This is a genomic window from Dyella sp. C9, from assembly GCF_003332825.1.
Taxonomy (GTDB): Bacteria; Pseudomonadota; Gammaproteobacteria; order Xanthomonadales; family Rhodanobacteraceae; genus Dyella.
Genome location: NZ_QIRF01000005.1, coordinates 92,158 through 111,899, shown reverse-complemented (window position 1 = coordinate 111,899; position 19,742 = coordinate 92,158). Strand labels below are relative to the sequence as shown.

15 protein-coding genes and 4 tRNA genes are annotated in these 19,742 nt (G+C 63.6%); all 19 read left to right on the top strand.

Translation table 11 applies throughout. The annotated features are described in order from the left end of the window. Nucleotides 1–4 precede the first annotated feature (4 nt). A complete protein-coding gene (locus tag DVU99_RS08940; RefSeq protein WP_114239866.1) occupies nucleotides 5–484 on the top strand; it encodes a GNAT family N-acetyltransferase in 480 nt (159 codons plus the stop codon). Nucleotides 485–558: 74 nt separating this feature from the next. After that, nucleotides 559–1,047, top strand: a complete 489-nt coding sequence (locus tag DVU99_RS08935) for an acyl-CoA thioesterase (protein ID WP_114239865.1) — start codon at nucleotides 559–561, stop codon at nucleotides 1,045–1,047. A gap of 105 nt (nucleotides 1,048–1,152) precedes the next feature. Continuing rightward, a tRNA-Tyr gene (locus DVU99_RS08930) sits at nucleotides 1,153–1,238 on the top strand. 30 nt (nucleotides 1,239–1,268) lie between these two features. Next, a tRNA-Gly gene (locus DVU99_RS08925) sits at nucleotides 1,269–1,342 on the top strand. Between the two features lie 27 nt (nucleotides 1,343–1,369). Beyond that, nucleotides 1,370–1,445 (top strand) — tRNA-Thr (locus DVU99_RS08920). 64 nt (nucleotides 1,446–1,509) lie between these two features. Next, on the top strand, nucleotides 1,510–2,700 hold the full coding sequence (tuf, locus tag DVU99_RS08915) for an elongation factor Tu (RefSeq protein ID WP_114239864.1): 1,191 nt from the start codon (nucleotides 1,510–1,512) through the stop codon (nucleotides 2,698–2,700). Nucleotides 2,701–2,833: 133 nt separating this feature from the next. Further along, nucleotides 2,834–2,909: transfer RNA gene (locus DVU99_RS08910), tRNA-Trp, on the top strand. Between the two features lie 81 nt (nucleotides 2,910–2,990). Further along, on the top strand, nucleotides 2,991–3,386 hold the full coding sequence (gene secE, locus DVU99_RS08905; RefSeq protein WP_114239863.1) for a preprotein translocase subunit SecE: 396 nt from the start codon (nucleotides 2,991–2,993) through the stop codon (nucleotides 3,384–3,386). A gap of 9 nt (nucleotides 3,387–3,395) precedes the next feature. Continuing rightward, entirely contained in the window at nucleotides 3,396–3,956 is a 561-nt protein-coding gene (gene nusG, locus DVU99_RS08900) for a transcription termination/antitermination protein NusG (protein ID WP_111981395.1), read from the top strand. Nucleotides 3,957–4,140: 184 nt separating this feature from the next. Next, nucleotides 4,141–4,569 carry a 50S ribosomal protein L11 gene (gene rplK, locus DVU99_RS08895; protein ID WP_114239862.1) on the top strand — a complete coding sequence of 143 codons (429 nt, stop codon included), beginning with the start codon at nucleotides 4,141–4,143 and terminating at the stop codon, nucleotides 4,567–4,569. 3 nt (nucleotides 4,570–4,572) lie between these two features. Further along, the gene (gene rplA, locus DVU99_RS08890; protein WP_114239861.1) at nucleotides 4,573–5,280 is read left to right on the top strand and encodes a 50S ribosomal protein L1; all 708 of its coding nucleotides are present in this window, start codon (nucleotides 4,573–4,575) and stop codon (nucleotides 5,278–5,280) included. Between the two features lie 339 nt (nucleotides 5,281–5,619). After that, nucleotides 5,620–6,144, top strand: coding sequence for a 50S ribosomal protein L10 (gene rplJ, locus DVU99_RS08885; protein WP_114239860.1), 525 nt, complete (start codon nucleotides 5,620–5,622; stop codon nucleotides 6,142–6,144). 46 nt (nucleotides 6,145–6,190) lie between these two features. Continuing rightward, nucleotides 6,191–6,562 (top strand): 50S ribosomal protein L7/L12, encoded by a 372-nt coding sequence (gene rplL / locus DVU99_RS08880; RefSeq protein WP_114239859.1) that lies wholly within the window; start codon nucleotides 6,191–6,193, stop codon nucleotides 6,560–6,562. Nucleotides 6,563–6,881: 319 nt separating this feature from the next. Continuing rightward, nucleotides 6,882–11,039 carry a DNA-directed RNA polymerase subunit beta gene (gene rpoB / locus DVU99_RS08875; protein WP_114239858.1) on the top strand — a complete coding sequence of 1,386 codons (4,158 nt, stop codon included), beginning with the start codon at nucleotides 6,882–6,884 and terminating at the stop codon, nucleotides 11,037–11,039. Between the two features lie 136 nt (nucleotides 11,040–11,175). Continuing rightward, nucleotides 11,176–15,390, top strand: coding sequence for a DNA-directed RNA polymerase subunit beta' (gene rpoC, locus DVU99_RS08870; protein ID WP_114239857.1), 4,215 nt, complete (start codon nucleotides 11,176–11,178; stop codon nucleotides 15,388–15,390). A gap of 178 nt (nucleotides 15,391–15,568) precedes the next feature. Further along, entirely contained in the window at nucleotides 15,569–15,943 is a 375-nt protein-coding gene (gene rpsL / locus DVU99_RS08865; protein WP_019464011.1) for a 30S ribosomal protein S12, read from the top strand. 16 nt (nucleotides 15,944–15,959) lie between these two features. After that, on the top strand, nucleotides 15,960–16,427 hold the full coding sequence (gene rpsG, locus DVU99_RS08860) for a 30S ribosomal protein S7 (RefSeq protein WP_114239856.1): 468 nt from the start codon (nucleotides 15,960–15,962) through the stop codon (nucleotides 16,425–16,427). Nucleotides 16,428–16,460: 33 nt separating this feature from the next. Continuing rightward, nucleotides 16,461–18,578, top strand: coding sequence for an elongation factor G (fusA, locus tag DVU99_RS08855; RefSeq protein ID WP_114239855.1), 2,118 nt, complete (start codon nucleotides 16,461–16,463; stop codon nucleotides 18,576–18,578). A gap of 49 nt (nucleotides 18,579–18,627) precedes the next feature. Next, on the top strand, nucleotides 18,628–19,742 hold a 1,115-nt coding region (tuf, locus tag DVU99_RS08850; RefSeq protein WP_114239854.1), incomplete at its 3' end, for an elongation factor Tu.

Here is a 19,742-nt window from a genome sequence, read left to right as displayed (position 1 = left end):
CCGCATGAGCGAATTGCGCATGCGGCTGGCACGCGTCGAGGACGCGGCGGCCATTACCGTGCTGGCCCGGCGCGTGGTGCGCCGCTGGATCATGCCGCACCAGCCGCGTGCCGGTGTGCTGGCGCTGGAGGAGGCGTTCTCCGTCCCCGTCATTCGCGCCCGCCTTCTGGCCGGCCAGCGCTTCCACTTGGCCTATGTGGATGGCGTGCTGGCCGGGGTGGCCGCCGTCCGTGACGATTGCCACGTCTTCCAGCTGTTCGTCGGCACCCGTTACCAGGGGCAGGGCATCGGCAGGAGGCTGTGGGCGCGCCTGAGGCGCGACTGCGTGCGTCGCGCCGGCACCCGCGTATTCACCCTCAACGCGGCGCTGGGCGCGGTGCCGGTCTACCTGCGGCTGGGCTTCGTGCGCGATCCGCGGCCACGCCGACGGGCCGGCCCGGTGGTCAGCATGCCCATGCTTTACCGGGTGGTGGAGCGCTCCTGACCTTGGTCGGCTGTATGCGACCATCGGTCGCGGCGCATAATGGCGTTCTTCCCGAATTCCGGAGTCCCTGATCCATGCCCGGCAAGCAGCACGAAGTGAACTTCCGTTTCCTGGCCCAGCCGACCGACGTCAACTTCGGCGGCAAGGTGCACGGCGGCATGGTGATGAAGTGGATCGACCAGGCCGGCTATGCCTGCGCCGTGGCGTGGAGCGGGGCGTACTGCGTGACCGCGGCGGTCAGTGGCATCCAGTTCGTGGCGCCGATCCTCATTGGCGACCTGGTGACGGTGCGCGCGCGGCTGATCCACACCGGCCGTTCCAGCATGCACATGGCGGTGGATGTGCTGGCGCGCGACCTGAAGAAGGACGAGCACCACCTGGCGACCAGTTGCGTGATGGTCTTCGTGGCGCTGGACGCGCCCGACGGCAAGCCCACCTCCGTGCCTGCATGGCAGCCACGCGATGATCGCGAGCGCCAGTTGCAGGAGCAGGCGATGAAGCTGATGGACCTGTCCAAGGAGATGGAGCAGCTGGTCGACGCGCACGTGGCGGAGAACGCCTGAGCCGTCCCGGCGGCGCAGTGAAAAAAAAACGCAGGAAAACGTCATTTTTTCTGCGACAGGTGTTGACAGCCACCGGGCTGATCCACACAATAGCCGTTCTTTGTTGGAGGGATACCCAAGCGGCCAACGGGGGCAGACTGTAAATCTGCTGGCTTACGCCTTCGGTGGTTCGAATCCACCTCCCTCCACCAGACGATTTCCGCAAAGGCTGATTCAACCAGGCGGGAGTAGTTCAATGGTAGAACCTCAGCCTTCCAAGCTGATGGTGCGGGTTCGATTCCCGTCTCCCGCTCCATTGAAGTCGTCTTAAGGTGTTTTTTGTGCTCATGTAGCTCAGTCGGTAGAGCACTTCCTTGGTAAGGAAGAGGTCGCTGGTTCGATTCCAGTCATGAGCACCATCTCACCGCGGCCCGCGGTACCATTCCACTTTTCATCATTCGACTCCATCGGGGTTTTAGACGTATGGCAAAGGGTAAATTCGAACGCACCAAGCCGCACGTCAACGTCGGCACGATTGGTCACGTGGACCACGGCAAGACGACGCTGACGGCTGCACTGACCAAGGTGGGTGCAGAGCGCTTCGGTGGCGAATTCAAGGCGTATGACGCGATCGACGCGGCGCCGGAAGAAAAGGCCCGTGGTATCACGATCTCGACCGCGCACGTCGAATACGAATCGCCGACCCGCCACTACGCCCACGTGGACTGCCCGGGCCACGCCGACTACGTGAAGAACATGATCACGGGTGCGGCGCAGATGGACGGCGCGATCCTGGTGTGCGCGGCCGCTGATGGCCCGATGCCGCAGACCCGCGAACACATCCTGCTGTCGCGCCAGGTCGGCGTGCCGTACATCGTCGTGTTCCTGAACAAGGCCGACATGGTTGACGACGCCGAGCTGCTAGATCTGGGTGAGATGCAAGTGCGCGAGCTGCTGTCGAAGTACGACTTCCCGGGCGACGACACCCCGATCATCAAGGGTTCGGCCAAGCTGGCGCTGGAAGGCGACCAGTCGGAAATCGGCGTGCCGGCGATCATCGCCCTGGTGGACGCACTGGACACCTACATTCCGGAGCCGCAGCGCGCGATCGACCAGCCGTTCCTGATGCCGGTGGAAGACGTGTTCTCGATCTCGGGCCGCGGCACCGTGGTGACCGGTCGTATCGAGCGCGGCATCATTAAGGTCGGTGACGAAGTCGAAGTGGTGGGCATCCGTCCGACCCAGAAGACCACCGTGACCGGCGTGGAAATGTTCCGCAAGCTGCTGGACCAGGGCCAGGCAGGCGACAACGCCGGTCTGCTGCTGCGCGGCCTGAAGCGTGACGACGTCGAGCGTGGCCAGGTGCTGGCCAAGCCGGGCACGATCACCCCGCACACCGACTTCGAAGCCGAAGTGTACGTGCTGTCGAAGGACGAAGGTGGTCGTCACACCCCGTTCTTCAAGGGCTACCGCCCGCAGTTCTACTTCCGCACGACCGACGTGACCGGCGCGATCGAGCTGCCGGAAGGCGTGGAAATGGTCATGCCGGGTGACAACATCAAGATGAACGTCACCCTGATCCACCCGATCGCCATGGATCAGGGTCTGCGCTTCGCCATTCGCGAAGGCGGCCGTACCGTCGGCGCCGGCGTGGTGGCCAAGGTCATCAAGTAAGCTGTAGACTGGGAAGTCGCCCGCTCTGCGGGCTGCAAGGAACCGGGGAGGGTGGCCGAGGCTGCCCCACCCAGGGCCGGGGTCAAAAGATCCCACCTTGCGGCAGCAAGGCGAGCGACTTCACCCATTTCATACGCCAGTAGCTCAATTGGCAGAGCAGCGGTCTCCAAAACCGCAGGTTGGGGGTTCGAGTCCCTCCTGGCGTGCCATCTTCCCGAGGATCCACGACGGATGGTGGATGGCATACAGGCCGTAGCCCGGTCGATGCCTCTCTCATCCGATCACGTCGCATGAATACGAAGGCAGAACCGACCAAGGGCGCCAATGGCGCCGATATCGCCAAGCTGGTGCTGGCCGTGCTGGTGCTGGCTGCCGGCATTTTTGCGTATTCGTGGTTCGGCAGTGACGGCGCGATCCCGCAGTCGGTGCTCCTCCTGGGAGTGCTGGTGGCGTTGGTCGCTTCGCTGGCCATTTCGGCCTTCACGGCGCCGGGTCGTCGCGTGCGCGCGTTCCTCGGTGAATCGCAGTTCGAACTGCGCAAGGTGGTCTGGCCCACCCGCGACGAGACGCTCAAGACGACCGGCATCATCATTGTCGTGGTCATCGTCCTTTCGCTGCTGCTGGGCCTGATCGATTTGATCCTGAAGTCGGTCGTGCTCGACTGGCTGCTCAAGCTCGGTACGTGAGGTGATGGCATGAGCAAGCGTTGGTATGTGGTGCACGCCTATTCGGGCTTCGAGAACCAGGTGAAGCGCTCGCTGGACGAGCGGATTCGCCGCGCCGGCATGGAAGAGAAGTTCGGCGAAGTGCTGGTGCCGACCGAAGAGGTCATCGAGATGCGTAGCGGCCAGAAGCGCCGCAGCGAGCGCAAGTTCTTCCCGGGTTACGTTCTCGTGCAGATCGAGACGGACACCGAGGGCAAGGCGCCGCGCATCGACGACGAATGCTGGCATCTGGTCAAGGAGACCCCGAAGGTCATGGGTTTCATCGGCGGCACCGCCGATCGCCCCCTGCCGATCCGCGACTCCGAGGCCGACGCCATTCTCAGCCGCGTCCGCGAGGGCGTGGAAAAGCCCAAGCCGAAGGTGCTGTTCGAGCCGGGCGAGATGGTCCGCGTCATCGACGGTCCGTTCAACGATTTCAACGGCGTGGTCGAGGAAGTCAACTACGAAAAGAGCCGCCTGCGCGTTGCGGTGCTCATTTTCGGCCGTTCGACCCCGGTCGAGCTGGAATTCGGCCAGGTCGAGAAGGCCTGATCGACGGCCCCGGCATGGGGCTTGCTTAAAACTTGATCAGTCTCTAAACTACGCGGTTCACGCTGGGGTCTTTTAGCCCGGCGTGTCCGTGTTTCTGGGGTTCGCGGGATGGCGGGCCTTCCTCTCTCAAGGACGACAACACTGCGAGGAGCCGCAAGGCGCTAATACTCGCGAGGAAATTCCAATGGCAAAGAAAGTTACTGGCTATATCAAGCTGCAGGTCAAGGCCGGCCAGGCCAACCCGTCGCCGCCGGTGGGTCCCGCCCTCGGCCAGCGCGGCCTGAACATCATGGAATTCTGCAAGGCGTTCAATGCCGCCACGCAGAAGATGGAGCCGGGTCTGCCGATCCCCGTGATCATCACGGCCTACTCCGACCGTAGCTTCACCTTTATCACCAAGACCCCGCCGGCTTCGATCCTGATCAAGAAGGTCACGGGTGTTGCCAAGGGTTCGTCCAAGCCGAACACCGACAAGGTGGGCAAGATCACCCGCAAGCAGCTGGAAGACGTTGCGAAGCAGAAGGAGCCGGATCTCACGGCTGCTGATCTGGATGCCGCGGTGCGCACCATTGCCGGTAGCGCGCGCAGCATGGGCTTGGTGGTGGAGGGCTAAGACATGGCAAAGATCACGAAGCGTATGAAGGCGGCCCAGGCCGCAGTGCAGCCGGGCAAGCTCTATGGCCTGGAAGAAGCCCTGAACATCGTCAAGAACAACGCCAAGGCCAAGTTCGCCGAGTCGGTGGACGTTGCCGTCCGCCTCGGCATCGACGCCAAGAAGTCCGACCAGGGCGTGCGCGGCTCCTCGCTGCTGCCGCACGGCACCGGCAAGACCGTCAAGGTCGCCGTGTTCGTGCCGGCCGGTGAAAAGGCCGAGGCTGCCAAGGCCGCCGGTGCCGACGCCGTCGGCATGGACGACCTGGCCGAGCGCATGCAGGCGGGTGATCTCGACTTCGGTCGCGTGATCGCCACGCCGGACGCGATGCGCGTGGTCGGTAAGCTCGGCCAGCTGCTCGGCCCCCGTGGCCTGATGCCGAACCCGAAGGACGGCTCGGTCACCGCCGACGTCGCCACGGCCGTCAAGAACGCCAAGGCCGGCCAGGTGAAGTTCCGCAACGACAAGGCGGGCATCATCCACGCCACCATCGGCAAGGCCAGCTTCGACGCTGCCCAGCTCGCGGACAACCTCAACGCGCTGGTCAACGACCTGCTGAAGGCCAAGCCGGCCACCGCCAAGGGTCAGTACCTGCAGAAGATCGCCCTGTCGTCCACCATGGGCGTGGGCGTGCCGGTCGACGCGTCGACCCTGACGGTGTCGACCAAGTAAGTGTTCAAGTCCTGCACCGGTACTGCCGGTGCAGGCACGTTTTTGAGGGCAGCCGAGGCTTCGAAGCCGACGCCGCCGTCAAAGACCGCAGGCGCGATCAGCGCGCCACGACGACGAGCAGGGAGCTCGTGTTGGCAAGGAAACGCCGTCGTGGCTAGCGGGTTCGCTTAATCGGGTTCTTCGCGAGCCTGGCCTGCGCAGATGGTGCTGCCCCTTCTGGAATCGTTGTTCTGGAAAGGCCACCACCCGGGATCACTACGATCCCCGACGTCACGGATGGCGTCGCTCAGGACCGCAAGCGGCAGGAGTCGCAAGCGGATTTCAAAGTGGAGGAGTGATATGGCTCTGAATCTCTCTCAGAAGCAAGAAGTAGTCGCCGAACTGGCAGAAGTTGCCGCGAAGGCTCACTCCTTGGTCGCTGTCGAGTACGCGGGCACCACGGTCGAACAGATGACCGCGATGCGCAAGAAGGCCCGTGAAAGCGGTGTGTTCCTGAAGGTTGCCAAGAACACGCTCGCTTCGCGCGCCGTCGGTGGTACCGAGTTCGAGGTCGTCAAGGACGCCCTGACCGGTCCGCTGCTGTACGCGTTCTCGATGGAGGAGCCCGGTGCTGCCGGTCGCCTGATCAAGGAATTCGCGAAGACCAATGACAAGCTGAAGGCCCGAGTCGTCTCCGTGGAAGGCAAGCTGCTGCCGGCTGCCCATGTGGACGTGCTGGCCTCGCTGCCGACCCGCGAAGAAGCGCTGGCCATGCTGGCCCGCGTGCTCGCCGAGCCCGCTGCGATGTTCGCCCGCGCCGTCAAGGCCGTGGCCGACAAGCAGGGCGGTGGCGAAGTCGCCGCGGAAGCCACGGCTGAAGCCTAAGTTCGACGCTTATCTAAATCGAATCAATTTCCAGAGGTAATACAAAATGTCCCTGACCAACGAACAGATCGTTGAAGCCGTTGCCGCCAAGTCGCTGATGGAAGTGATGGAGCTGGTGAAGGCCATCGAAGAGAAGTTTGGCGTGTCCGCCGCTGCCCCGGTCATGATGGCTGCTGGCCCGGCTGCCGCCGGCCCGGCTGCTGAAGAGCAGACCGAGTTCGACGTCATCCTGAAGAGCGCCGGCGACAAGAAGGTCGACGTGATCAAGGCCGTCCGCGCCATCACCGGCCTGGGCCTGAAGGAAGCCAAGGACCTGACCGAGGCCGGTGGCGTCGTGAAGGAAGCCGCTTCGAAGGAAGACGCTGCGAAGTTCAAGAAGGACCTCGAAGCTGCCGGCGCCACGGTCGAACTGAAGTAATTGGCGCCCTTGCGCGCCGTCAGTTTGATCTAGCGTCAAGCAAGCCTGGGGGCGTAAGCCCCCGGGCTTTGCCTGTTGCAGAAGGTCGCCCCCCGCGATGCGTTCTGTAACGACCGGGTTTCATCGTTGAGTTTTGTGTTTCACGCGTCGGGAAGACAGCACTGAAAGGCCCGCAGTCCATCGCCGACCTTTGATTCATGCCTTTTTGATCAGCGACGGGCAGGGCAGCACATCTTGTCCGTCGATGGCAGACACAGCTTTCACAATTCAGCCGGTGTGTGCACCACCGGCGTCACTGCGAACCGAGGCGGTACCCACCATGACCTACTCGTTTACCGAGAAGAAGCGCATCCGCAAGGATTTCGGCAAGCGTCCCCCTGTATTGGGCGTGCCGAACCTGCTGACCATCCAGACCGATTCCTATCGCGAGTTCCTGCAGGAGCATGTCGCTCCCAAGGCGCGCGACGACAAGGGTCTCCACGCTGCGCTGAAGTCGGTGTTCCCGATCGTCAGCTATTCGGGCAATGCCGCGCTTGAGTACGTCGACTATCGCCTGGGCGAGCCGCCGTTCGACGAGCGGGAGTGCCGCAACCGCGGCATGACCTTCGGCGCGCCGCTGCGCGTGACCGTGCGCCTGGTCATCTACGACAAGGACAGCCCGGCGACGAAGAAGGCCGTGAAGTACGTGAAGGAGCAGGAGGTCTACATGGGCGAGATCCCGCTCATGACCGAGACCGGCACTTTCATCATCAACGGCACCGAGCGCGTCATCGTCTCGCAGCTGCATCGTTCGCCGGGCGTGTTCTTCGACCACGACCGCGGCAAGACGCACAGCTCGGGCAAGCTGCTGTTCTCCGCCCGCGTCATTCCTTACCGTGGTTCGTGGCTCGACTTCGAGTTCGACCCGAAGGATGCGCTGTTCACCCGTATCGACCGTCGCCGCAAGCTGCCGGTGACCGTGCTGCTGCGTGCGCTCGGCTACAACAACGTCGAGATGCTCGATACGTTCTTCGAGCACAACGTGTTCCACCTGGGCAAGAAGGGTGGCACCACGCTGGAGCTGGTCGCCGAGCGACTGCGCGGCGAAACGCTGACCTTCGACCTGACCATCGGTGACAAGGTGCTGGTGGAAGCCGGCAAGCGCATCACCGCGCGCCACGTGCGCCAGCTCGCCGCCGAGAACATCACCGCGCTGGAAGTGCCGGATGACTACCCGATCGGCCGCATCCTGGCCATCGACGTGGTCGACCCGAAGACGGGCGAACTGCTGGCCCAGGCCAACGACGAGATCTCGGCCGAGCAGCTGGAGAACTTCCGCAAGGCCGGCATCGAGGTCGTCCCGACCCTGTACGTGAACGACCTGGATCGCGGCGCGTACATCTCGCACACCCTGCGTATCGACAACACCAAGACGCAGCTCGAAGCGCTGGTGGAAATCTACCGCATGATGCGCCCGGGCGAGCCGCCGACCAAGGACGCTGCGCAGAACCTGTTCTACAACCTGTTCTTCACCTTCGACCGCTACGACCTGTCGGCCGTGGGTCGCATGAAGTTCAACCGTCGCGTGGGCCGCCAGGAAATCGTCGGTCCGGGCGTGCTGTACGACAAGAAGTACTTCGCCGACCGCAAGGAAGAGGAAGCCCAGGCGCTGGTCGCCTCGCAGGGCGACCAGTCCGACATCCTCGACGTGCTCAAGGTGCTCATCGACATCAAGAACGGTCATGGCACCGTCGACGATATCGACCACCTGGGCAACCGTCGCGTGCGTTCGGTCGGTGAAATGGCGGAGAACACCTTCCGCATCGGCCTGGTGCGCGTCGAGCGCGCCGTGCGCGAGCGCCTGTCGCTGGCCGAGTCCGAGGGCCTGACCCCGCAGGAACTGATCAACGCCAAGCCGGTGGCGGCGGCGGTGAAGGAGTTCTTTGGTTCGTCGCAGCTCTCGCAGTTCATGGACCAGAACAACCCGCTGTCGGAAGTGACGCACAAGCGCCGCGTCTCGGCCCTGGGCCCAGGCGGCCTGACCCGCGAGCGCGCCGGCTTCGAAGTGCGCGACGTGCATCCGACCCATTACGGCCGCGTCTGCACCATCGAAACGCCGGAAGGCCCGAACATCGGCCTGATCAACTCGCTGGCCGTGTACGCCCGCACCAATACGTATGGCTTCCTCGAGACGCCGTACCGCAAGGTCGTGGGCGGCAAGGTCACCGACCAGGTGGATTACCTGTCGGCCATCGAAGAAGGCGATCACGTCATTGCACAGGCGAACTCGCCGCTCAAGGACGGCGCCTTCGTCGAAGACTTCGTGTCCTGCCGTTTCCGCGGCGAGTCCGAGCTGCGTCCGGCCGCTGAAGTCGACTACATGGACGTCTCGCCCATGCAGACGGTGTCGGTCGCTGCCGCACTCGTGCCGTTCCTGGAGCACGATGACGCGAACCGCGCACTGATGGGCGCGAACATGCAGCGCCAGGCCGTGCCGACCCTGCGTTCGCAGACCCCGCTGGTGGGTACCGGCATCGAGCGCGCCGTGGCGCGTGACTCGGGCGTCATCGTCACCGCCAAGCGCGGCGGCGTGATCGACCAGGTCGACGCCGGCCGCATCGTGGTGCGCGTGAACGAGGTCGAGGTCGGCGACAACGACGCCGGCGTCGATATCTACACACTGACCAAGTACACCCGCTCCAACCAGAACACCAACCTCAACCAGCGCCCGCTGGTGAACGTGGGTGACGTGGTGGCCAAGGGCGACACGCTGGCCGACGGTTCGTCGACCGACCTGGGCGAGCTCGCGCTCGGCCAGAACATGCTGATCGCCTTCATGCCGTGGAACGGCTACAACTTCGAAGACTCGATCCTGCTCTCCGAGCGCGTCGTGCAGGAAGACCGCTACACCTCGATCCACATCGAGGAGCTGTCGTGCATCGCGCGTGACACCAAGCTGGGCGCCGAGGAAATCACCGCCGACATCCCGAACGTGGGTGAGCAGGCGCTGGCCCGCCTCGACGAGTCCGGCATCGTGTACATCGGTGCGGAAGTGAAGGCCGGCGACATCATGGTCGGCAAGGTCACGCCCAAGGGCGAGAGCCAGCTGACCCCGGAAGAGAAGCTGCTGCGCGCGATCTTCGGCGAGAAGGCCTCGGACGTGAAGGACAGCTCGCTGCGCGTGCCGCCGGGCATGGACGGCACCGTCATCGACGTGCAGGTCTTCACACGCGACGGCATCGAGAAGGACAAGCGCGCCCGTCAGATCGAGGAGATGGAAATCAAGCGTATCCGCAAGGACCTTGATGACCAGTTCCGCATCCTGGAAGGCGCGATCTACAACCGCATGCGCACCCAGCTGGTCGGCAAGACCGCGATGAGTGGCCCCGGTGGCCTGAAGCGCGGCGCCGAGATCACCGACGCCTACCTGGACGGCCTGAAGAAGGACGACTGGTTCAAGATCAACGTCAAGGAAGAGGACGTCACCGAGTTCCTCGAGCGCGCCGCCGACCAGATCAAGCGCCACAAGGAAGAGTTCGACAAGCGCTTCAAGGAGAAGCAGGGCAAGATCACCCAGGGCGACGACCTCGCGCCGGGCGTGCTCAAGATGGTCAAGGTGTTCCTGGCCGTGAAGCGCCGCATCCAGCCGGGCGACAAGATGGCAGGCCGCCACGGCAACAAGGGTGTGGTGTCCAACGTGGTGCCGGTGGAGGACATGCCGTTCTCCGAGGACGGTACCTCGGTCGACATCGTGCTGAACCCGCTGGGCGTGCCGTCGCGTATGAACATCGGCCAGATTCTGGAAGTTCACCTCGGCTGGGCCGCGAAGGGCCTGGGCAAGAAGATCCAGAAGATGCTCGAGGCGCAGGCCAAGGTCGCGCAGATCCGCGAGTTCCTCGACCAGGTGTACAACCACCACGTCGCCGGCGCCGTGCAGCATGTCGACCTGAAGTCGTTGACCGACGAGGAAATCCTCGCCCTGGCCAACAACTTGCAGGAAGGCGTGCCGATGGCCACCCCGGTGTTCGACGGTGCCGAGGAAACCGAGATCAAGGCGATGCTCAAGCTCGCCGATCTGCCGGAATCGGGCCAGACCACGCTGTACGACGGCCGCACCGGCGAGGCGTTCGATCGCCCAGTCACCGTGGGCTACATGCACTACCTGAAGCTGAACCACCTGGTCGACGACAAGATGCACGCGCGTTCGACCGGTCCGTACTCGCTCGTCACCCAGCAGCCGCTGGGCGGCAAGGCGCAGTTCGGCGGCCAGCGCTTCGGTGAAATGGAAGTCTGGGCGCTGGAAGCCTACGGCGCGGCTTACACCCTGCAGGAAATGCTGACGGTGAAGTCCGACGACGTGCAGGGCCGTAACCAGATGTACAAGAACATTGTCGACGGCAACCACGAGATGGCGGCGGGCATGCCGGAATCCTTCAACGTGTTGGTGAAGGAAATCCGCTCGCTCGGTATCGATATTGATCTGGAAGAAGTGAAGTGAGTTGGTGCTGAGGGAGTAGGGAATAGGGAATAGGGAATCGCAAAAGCACGAAGCGCCGCAGCGATCCCGAACCTCCATTCCCCGCTCTTCCTATTTCCGATTCTCCATTACCTATTCCCGATCTTCGGAGACATCCATGAAAGACTTGCTCAATCTGTTCAACCAGCAGCGCACCGCGCCTGACTTCGATGCGATCAAGATCGCTCTGGCTTCGCCGGAGCTGATCCGCTCGTGGTCGTACGGCGAGGTGAAGAAGCCGGAGACGATCAACTACCGCACCTTCAAGCCCGAGCGTGACGGCCTGTTCTGCGCCGCCATCTTCGGTCCGGTGAAGGATTACGAGTGCCTGTGCGGCAAGTACAAGCGCATGAAGCACCGCGGCGTGGTGTGCGAGAAGTGCGGCACGGAAGTGACGCTGGCCAAGGTGCGCCGCGAGCGCATGGGCCACATCGAGCTGGCCTCGCCGACCGCGCACATCTGGTTCCTCAAGTCGCTGCCGTCGCGCATCGGCCTGATGCTGGACATGACGCTGCGTGACATCGAGCGCATCCTGTACTTCGAAGCCTTCGTGGTGATCGATCCGGGTCTGACCGCCCTCGAGCGCGGCCAGCTGCTCAGTGAAGACCAGTACCTGGAAGCCGTGGAAGAACATGGCGACGAGTTCGACGCCCGCATGGGCGCGGAAGCTGTTTATGAGCTTCTGAAGTCCCTGGACCTCCCGGGCGAAGTCGTGCGCCTGAAGGAAGAGATCGCCTCCACCAACTCCGAGACCAAGCTCAAGCGCCTCACCAAGCGCGTGAAGCTGATCGAGGCGTTCCTGGAGTCGGGCAACCGTCCGGAGTGGATGGTGCTGACCGTGCTGCCGGTGCTGCCGCCGGACCTGCGTCCGCTGGTCCCGCTGGATGGTGGCCGCTTCGCCACGTCCGACCTCAATGACCTGTATCGTCGCGTCATCAACCGCAACAACCGCCTGCGTCGCCTGCTCGAACTCAATGCGCCCGACATCATTGTGCGCAACGAGAAGCGCATGCTGCAGGAATCGGTCGACGCGCTGCTCGACAACGGCCGCCGTGGTCGTGCCATCACCGGCACGAACAAGCGCGCGCTGAAGTCGCTGGCCGACATGATCAAGGGCAAGCAGGGCCGCTTCCGCCAGAACCTGCTCGGCAAGCGCGTGGACTACTCCGGTCGTTCGGTGATCGTGGTGGGCCCGACCCTGCGCCTGCACCAGTGCGGCCTGCCCAAGAAGATGGCGCTGGAGCTGTTCAAGCCCTTCATCTTCGCCAAGCTGCAGGCTCGCGGCGAGGCTACCACCATCAAGGCCGCCAAGAAGCTCGTCGAGCGCGAGGAAGGCCAGGTGTGGGACATCCTCGAAGAGGTGATCCGCGAACATCCCGTCATGCTGAACCGTGCGCCGACGCTGCACCGTCTCGGCATCCAGGCGTTCGAGCCGAAGCTGATCGAAGGCAAGGCGATCCAGCTGCACCCGCTCGTGTGTACCGCGTTCAACGCGGACTTCGACGGTGACCAGATGGCCGTGCACGTGCCGCTGTCGATCGAGGCGCAGCTCGAGGCGCGCGCCCTGATGATGGCGACCAACAACATCCTGTCGCCCGCCAACGGCGAGCCGATCATCGTGCCGACCCAGGACGTGGTGCTGGGCCTGTACTACATGACCCGCGAGCTGGTGAACGCGAAGGGCGCCGGCATGGTGTTCTCGGGTATCGGCGAAGTGCGTCGCGCCTACGACAACCGTGCCGTGCAGCTGCACGCCAAGGTCAAGGTGCGCATCAACCAGGTGCGCATCGACGAGGAAGGCAACCGTACCGAGCAGACCCAGTTGGTGGACACCACTGTGGGTCGTGCGCTGCTGCTCGAAATCATGCCGGAAGGCCTGCCGTTCGAGCTGGCCAACACCGAGCTGACCAAGAAGAACATCTCGCGCCTGATCAACCAGTGCTACCGTCGCCTGGGCCTGAAGGAGACGGTGATCTTCGGCGACCAGCTGATGTACACCGGTTTCCGCTTCGCCACCCGTGCGGGCATCTCGATCGGCATCGATGACATGATCATCCCGGCCGAGAAGAAGCCGATCCTGGAAGAGGCCGAGAAGGAAGTGGTCGAGATCCAGGAGCAGTACCAGTCGGGTCTGGTCACGGCCGGCGAGCGCTACAACAAGGTGGTCGACATCTGGTCGCGCACCAACGAGCTCGTCGCCAAGGCGATGATCGACGGTATCGGTACCGAGAAGGTCACCGATGCCGAGGGCAAGACGGTCAACCAGAAGTCCATGAACTCGCTGTACATCATGGCCGACTCCGGCGCTCGTGGTTCGGTCGCGCAGATTCGCCAGCTGGCCGGTATGCGTGGCCTGATGGCCCGCCCGGACGGCTCGATCATCGAGACGCCGATCAAGGCGAACTTCCGCGAAGGCCTGAACGTCCTGCAGTACTTCAACTCCACCCACGGTGCCCGTAAGGGTCTGGCGGATACGGCGCTGAAGACCGCGAACTCCGGTTACCTGACCCGTCGTCTCGTCGACGTGGCGCAGGACGTGGTGATCACCTCGTCCGACTGCGGTACGGACGAAGGCGTGACCATGCAGCCGATCGTGGAAGGTGGTGACGTGGTCGAGCCGTTGCGCGATCGCGTGCTCGGCCGCGTGGCGCTGGAAGACGTCTACGGCCCGGGCGAAGACAACGAGCCGATCGTCACCCGCGATACGCTGCTGGACGAAGCCCTGGTCGAGAAGCTCGACAAGGCCGGCGTGCAGTCGGTCAAGGTGCGTTCGCCCATCACCTGTGCCGCCGACCATGGCGTCTGCGCGCTGTGCTACGGCCGCGACCTGGCCCGTGGCCACCTGGTGAACATGGGTGAGGCTGTCGGCGTCGTCGCTGCGCAGTCGATCGGTGAGCCGGGTACCCAGCTGACCATGCGTACGTTCCACATCGGTGGTGCGGCGTCCCGTGCGGCTGCCGTGGACAACGTGACGGTGAAGACCACCGGCACGCTGAAGTTCAACAACCTCAAGACCGTGCAGCACGCCCAGGGCCACCTGGTGGCCGTGTCGCGTTCGGGCGAAGTGAGCGTCATCGACGCCAACGGCCGCGAGCGCGAGCGCTACAAGGTGCCTTACGGTGCGACCATCGCGGTCAAGGACGGTGACTCGGTCAAGGCCGGCCAGGCCGTGGCCAACTGGGATCCGCATACCCATCCGATCGTGTCGGAAGTGGCCGGTACCGTGCGCTTCATCGACTTCATCGATGGCGTCACCGTGCAGAGTCAGACCGACGAACTGACCGGCCTGGAGTCGGCGGTGGTGACCGATCCGAAGCGCCGCGGTACGGCCGCCAAGGACCTGCGCCCGATCGTGCGCCTGGAAGATGCCAAGGGTCGCGAGCTCAAGCTGCCGGGCACCGACGTGCCGGCGCAGTACATGCTCCCGGCCGGCGCGATCGTGTCGATCCAGAATGGTGTGCAGGTGGGCGTGGGTGACGTGGTTGCCCGTATCCCGCAGGAAACCTCCAAGACCCGCGACATCACCGGTGGTCTGCCCCGCGTGGCCGACCTGTTCGAAGCGCGCAAGCCGAAGGAGCCGGCGATCCTCGCCGAGCGTTCGGGCGTGGTCAGCTTCGGCAAGGACACCAAGGGCAAGCAGCGCCTCATCATCAAGGACGTGGACGGCAACGAGCACGAGGAGCTGATTCCCAAGTGGCGTCAGGTCATCGTGTTCGAAGGCGAGCACGTGGAGAAGGGCGAAACCATCGTGGACGGCGAGCCCAGCCCGCACGACATCCTGCGCCTGCTGGGTGTCGAGCCGCTGGCGGCCTACCTGGTCAAGGAAATCCAGGACGTCTACCGACTGCAGGGCGTGAAGATCAACGACAAGCACATCGAAGCGATCATTCGCCAGATGCTGCGCAAGGTGGAAATCACCGATCCGGGTGAGAGCCACTACCTGCGTGGTGAGCAGGTCGAGCGTGTCCGCATCAACGCGGAGAACGAGCGTGCCGTCACCCGCGGTGAGCGTCCGGCCGAGTACCAGTCGGTGCTGCTGGGCATCACCAAGGCCTCGCTGGCCACGGAATCCTTCATCTCGGCGGCGTCCTTCCAGGAAACCACCCGAGTCCTGACGGAAGCCGCGGTCCGCGGAACGCGCGACACCTTGCGTGGCCTGAAGGAAAATGTTATTGTCGGCCGTCTCATTCCGGCGGGTACGGGTCTGGCGTATCACGCGTCGCGTCATCGCCAGGGCGGTCTGACCGCCTCGGAGCTTGAAACCCTCTCCGGTTCCGCTTCGTCGGCTTCCTTTGCAGAAGCCACCACCGGTAGCGACATTGGTGTGGAGTAAGCCCCTTCCGGGCTCTGCTCGCTGACATACGAAATGAGGCGCAAGGACTGCGCCTCGTGTTCGGGCTATGGATGGCAGGGACTTAGCTTGTCTGTGACGGGCTGCCCATGTTAAATTCCCGCTTCTTGGCAGACCGAGCCGGTTCGGTCTGCCTTTATGTTTCTCAGGAACTGCTTCAATGACGACAGTCAACCAGTTGGTTCGCAAATCCCGCAGCCCGAAGACCTACAAGAGTGCTTCGCCGGCTTTGCAGAACAGCCCGCAGCGTCGCGGCGTGTGCACGCGCGTCTACACCACCACCCCGAAGAAGCCGAACTCGGCCCTGCGTAAGGTCGCCAAGGTGCGCCTGACGAACGGCTACGAGGTGATCAGCTACATCGGTGGCGAAGGTCACAACCTGCAGGAGCACTCCGTGGTCCTGATCCGTGGCGGCCGCGTCAAGGATCTCCCGGGTGTGCGTTACCACACGGTGCGCGGCAGTCTCGACTGCGCCGGCGTCACCAAGCGCCGTCAGTCGCGCTCCAAGTACGGCGCCAAGCGCCCGAAGTCCTGATCTTTAGGAAATAACTATGTCGCGTAAAGGTTCCCACCCCGCCCGCCTGGTCCTGCCGGACCCCAAGCATGGCAGCCAGCTGATCGCCCGTTTCATCAACATGGTGATGAAGAGCGGCAAGAAGTCCGTCGCCGAGAGCATCGTCTACGGCGCGCTCGATCACCTGGGCGAGAAGCACGCCGAGCCGGTTCAGCTCGTCGAGAAGGCCCTGAACAACATCGCTCCGGCGGTTGAGGTGAAGTCCCGTCGTGTCGGCGGCGCCACCTACCAGGTGCCGGTCGAAGTGCGTCCGGGTCGCCGTATGGCGCTGGCCATGCGTTGGGCCATCGAGTCCGCCCGCAAGCGTGGCGAGACCTCGATGCCGCGCAAGCTGGCCGCCGAGCTGCTCGAGGCTTCGGAGAATCGCGGTGGCGCGATCAAGAAGCGCGAAGAGACGCATCGCATGGCAGAGGCCAACAAGGCCTTCTCGCATTACCGCTGGTAAGCAGTACAGCTAGAACTTTCAGAGGTTAAGACCGTGGCACGCACCACTCCTATCGAGCGCTACCGCAACTTCGGCATCATGGCCCACATCGATGCCGGCAAGACCACCACCACGGAGCGCATCCTGTTCTACACCGGCGTCAGTCACAAGATTGGCGAGGTGCACGACGGTGCAGCGACGATGGACTGGATGGAGCAGGAGCAGGAGCGCGGCATCACCATCACGTCGGCGGCAACGACGGCGTTCTGGAAGGGCATGGATCGTTCCCTGCCCGAGCACCGCTTCAACATCATCGACACCCCAGGCCACGTGGATTTCACCATCGAGGTGGAGCGTTCGTTGCGCGTGCTTGACGGCGCGGTGTTCGTGCTTTGCGCCGTGGGTGGTGTGCAGCCGCAGTCTGAAACCGTCTGGCGCCAGGCCAACAAGTACAAGGTGCCGCGCCTTGCGTTCGTCAACAAGATGGACCGCACTGGCGCGAACTTCTACAAGGTCGTGGACCAGCTGAAGGCTCGTCTGGGTGCAAACCCCGTCCCGATGCAGGTGCCGATCGGCGCCGAAGACAACTTCGAGGGCGTGGTCGACCTGCTCAAGATGAAGGCGATCGTGTGGGACATGGAGTCCCAGGGCATGAAGTTCGAGTACGCCGACATCCCGGCCAACCTGGCGGACAAGGCTGCCGAAGCCCGCGCCTACATGGTCGAGTCGGCTGCCGAGGCAACCGAAGAGCTGATGAACAAGTACCTCGAAGAGGGTGAGCTCTCCGAAGAGGAAATCATTGGCGGCCTGCGTTCGCGCACCCTGTCCAGCGAGATCATCCCGGTCTACTGCGGCACGGCGTTCAAGAACAAGGGCGTGCAGGCCATGCTCGACGCCGTGGTGAACCTGCTGCCGTCGCCGATCGATCGTCCGCCCGTGCAGGGCGTGGACGACGACGAGAAGGAAGCCACCCGTACGGCTGAAGACACGGCTCCGTTCTCGGCGCTGGCGTTCAAGATCATGACCGATCCGTTCGTCGGCTCGCTCACGTTCTTCCGCGTCTACTCGGGCACGCTCAACGCGGGCGACCAGGTGTACAACCCGGTCAAGTCCAAGAAGGAGCGCATCGGCCGTATCCTGCAGATGCACGCCAACGAGCGTCAGGAAATCAAGGAAGTCCGCGCTGGCGACATCGCCGCTGCGGTCGGCCTGAAGGACGTGACGACCGGTGACACGCTGTGCTCGCAGGATCACATCATCACCCTGGAGCGCATGACGTTCCCGGAGCCGGTGATCTCGATGGCGGTCGAGCCGAAGACCAAGTCCGACCAGGAAAAGATGGGTATCGCGCTGGGTCGCCTGGCTGCCGAAGATCCGTCCTTCCGCGTTCGTACGGACGAGGAATCCGGCCAGACCATCATCTCGGGTATGGGCGAGCTGCACCTGGACATCCTCGTGGACCGCATGAAGCGCGAGTTCAACGTGGAAGCCAACGTCGGCAAGCCGCAGGTGGCCTACCGTGAAACGATCCGCACGTCGGACGTCAAGTCGGACTACAAGCACGCCAAGCAGTCGGGTGGTAAGGGTCAGTACGGTCACGTCGTGATCGAGCTGTCGCCGATGAACGAAGAAGAGCGTAAGAGTCCGGACGTCAAGGACGATTTCCTGTTCATCAACGACATCACCGGCGGTGTGATTCCGAAGGAATTCATCCCGTCCGTCGAAAAGGGCCTGCGCGAAACCATCACCAGCGGTCCGCTGGCTGGCTTCCCGGTCGTCGGCGTCAAGGTGAAGCTGGTGTTCGGTTCGTACCACGATGTCGACTCGTCCGAAATGGCGTTCAAGCTCGCCGCGTCGATGGCGTTCAAGCAGGGCTTCGCCAAGGCGTCGCCGGTGCTGCTCGAGCCCATCATGAAGGTCGAGGTGGTGACGCCGGAAGACTACGTCGGTGACGTCATGGGCGACCTGAGCCGCCGTCGCGGCCTGCTCCAGGGCCAGGACGACACGCCGTCGGGCAAGACCATCAACGCGATGGTCCCGCTGGGCGAGATGTTCGGTTACGCGACGACCATTCGTTCGCTGACCCAGGGTCGCGCCACCTTTACGATGGAGTTCGACCACTACGCTGAAGCGCCGAACAACATCGCTGAGCAGGTCATGAAGAAGGCCTGATAAGGTCTTCTTCCTCCACCACATACCGTTCTTTTTAGAGGTTTAAGTCATGGCAAAGGGTAAATTCGAACGCACCAAGCCGCACGTCAACGTCGGCACGATTGGTCACGTGGACCACGGCAAGACGACGCTGACGGCCGCACTGACCAAGGTGGGTGCAGAGCGCTTCGGTGGCGAATTCAAGGCGTATGACGCGATCGACGCGGCGCCGGAAGAAAAGGCCCGTGGTATCACGATCTCGACCGCTCACGTCGAATACGAATCGCCGACCCGCCACTACGCCCACGTGGACTGCCCGGGCCACGCCGACTACGTGAAGAACATGATCACGGGTGCGGCGCAGATGGACGGCGCGATCCTGGTGTGCTCGGCCGCTGACGGCCCGATGCCGCAGACCCGCGAACACATCCTGCTGTCGCGCCAGGTCGGCGTGCCGTACATCGTCGTGTTCCTGAACAAGGCCGACATGGTGGACGACGCCGAGCTGCTCGAGCTGGTGGAGATGGAAGTGCGCGAGCTGCTGTCGAAGTACGACTTCCCGGGCGACGACACCCCGATCATCAAGGGTTCGGCCAAGCTGGCGCTGGAAGGCGACCAGTCGGAAATCGGCGTGCCGGCGATCATCGCCCTGGTGGACGCACTGGACACCTACATTCCGGAGCCGCAGCGCGCGATCGACCAGCCGTTCCTGATGCCGGTGGAAGACGTGTTCTCGATCTCGGGCCGCGGCACCGTGGTGACCGGTCGTATCGAGCGCGGCATCATCAAGGTCGGTGACGAAGTCGAAGTGGTGGGCATCCGTCCGCCCCAGAAGACCCCCGTGACCGGCGTGGAAATGTTCCGCAAGCTGCTGGACCAGGGCCAGGCAGGCGACAACGCCGGTCTGCTGCTGCGCGGCCTGAAGCGTGACGACGTCGAGCGCGGCCAGGTGCTGGCCAAGCCGGGCACGATCACCCCGCACACCGACTTCGAAGCCGAAGTGTACGTGCTGTCGAAGGACGAAGGTGGTCGTCACACCCCGTTCTTCACGGGCTACCGCCCGCAGTTCTACTTCCGCACGACCGACGTGACCGGCGCGATCGAGCTGCCGCAAGGCGTGGAAATGGTCATGCCGGGTGACAACATCAAGATGAACGTCACCCTGATCCACCCGATCGCCATGGA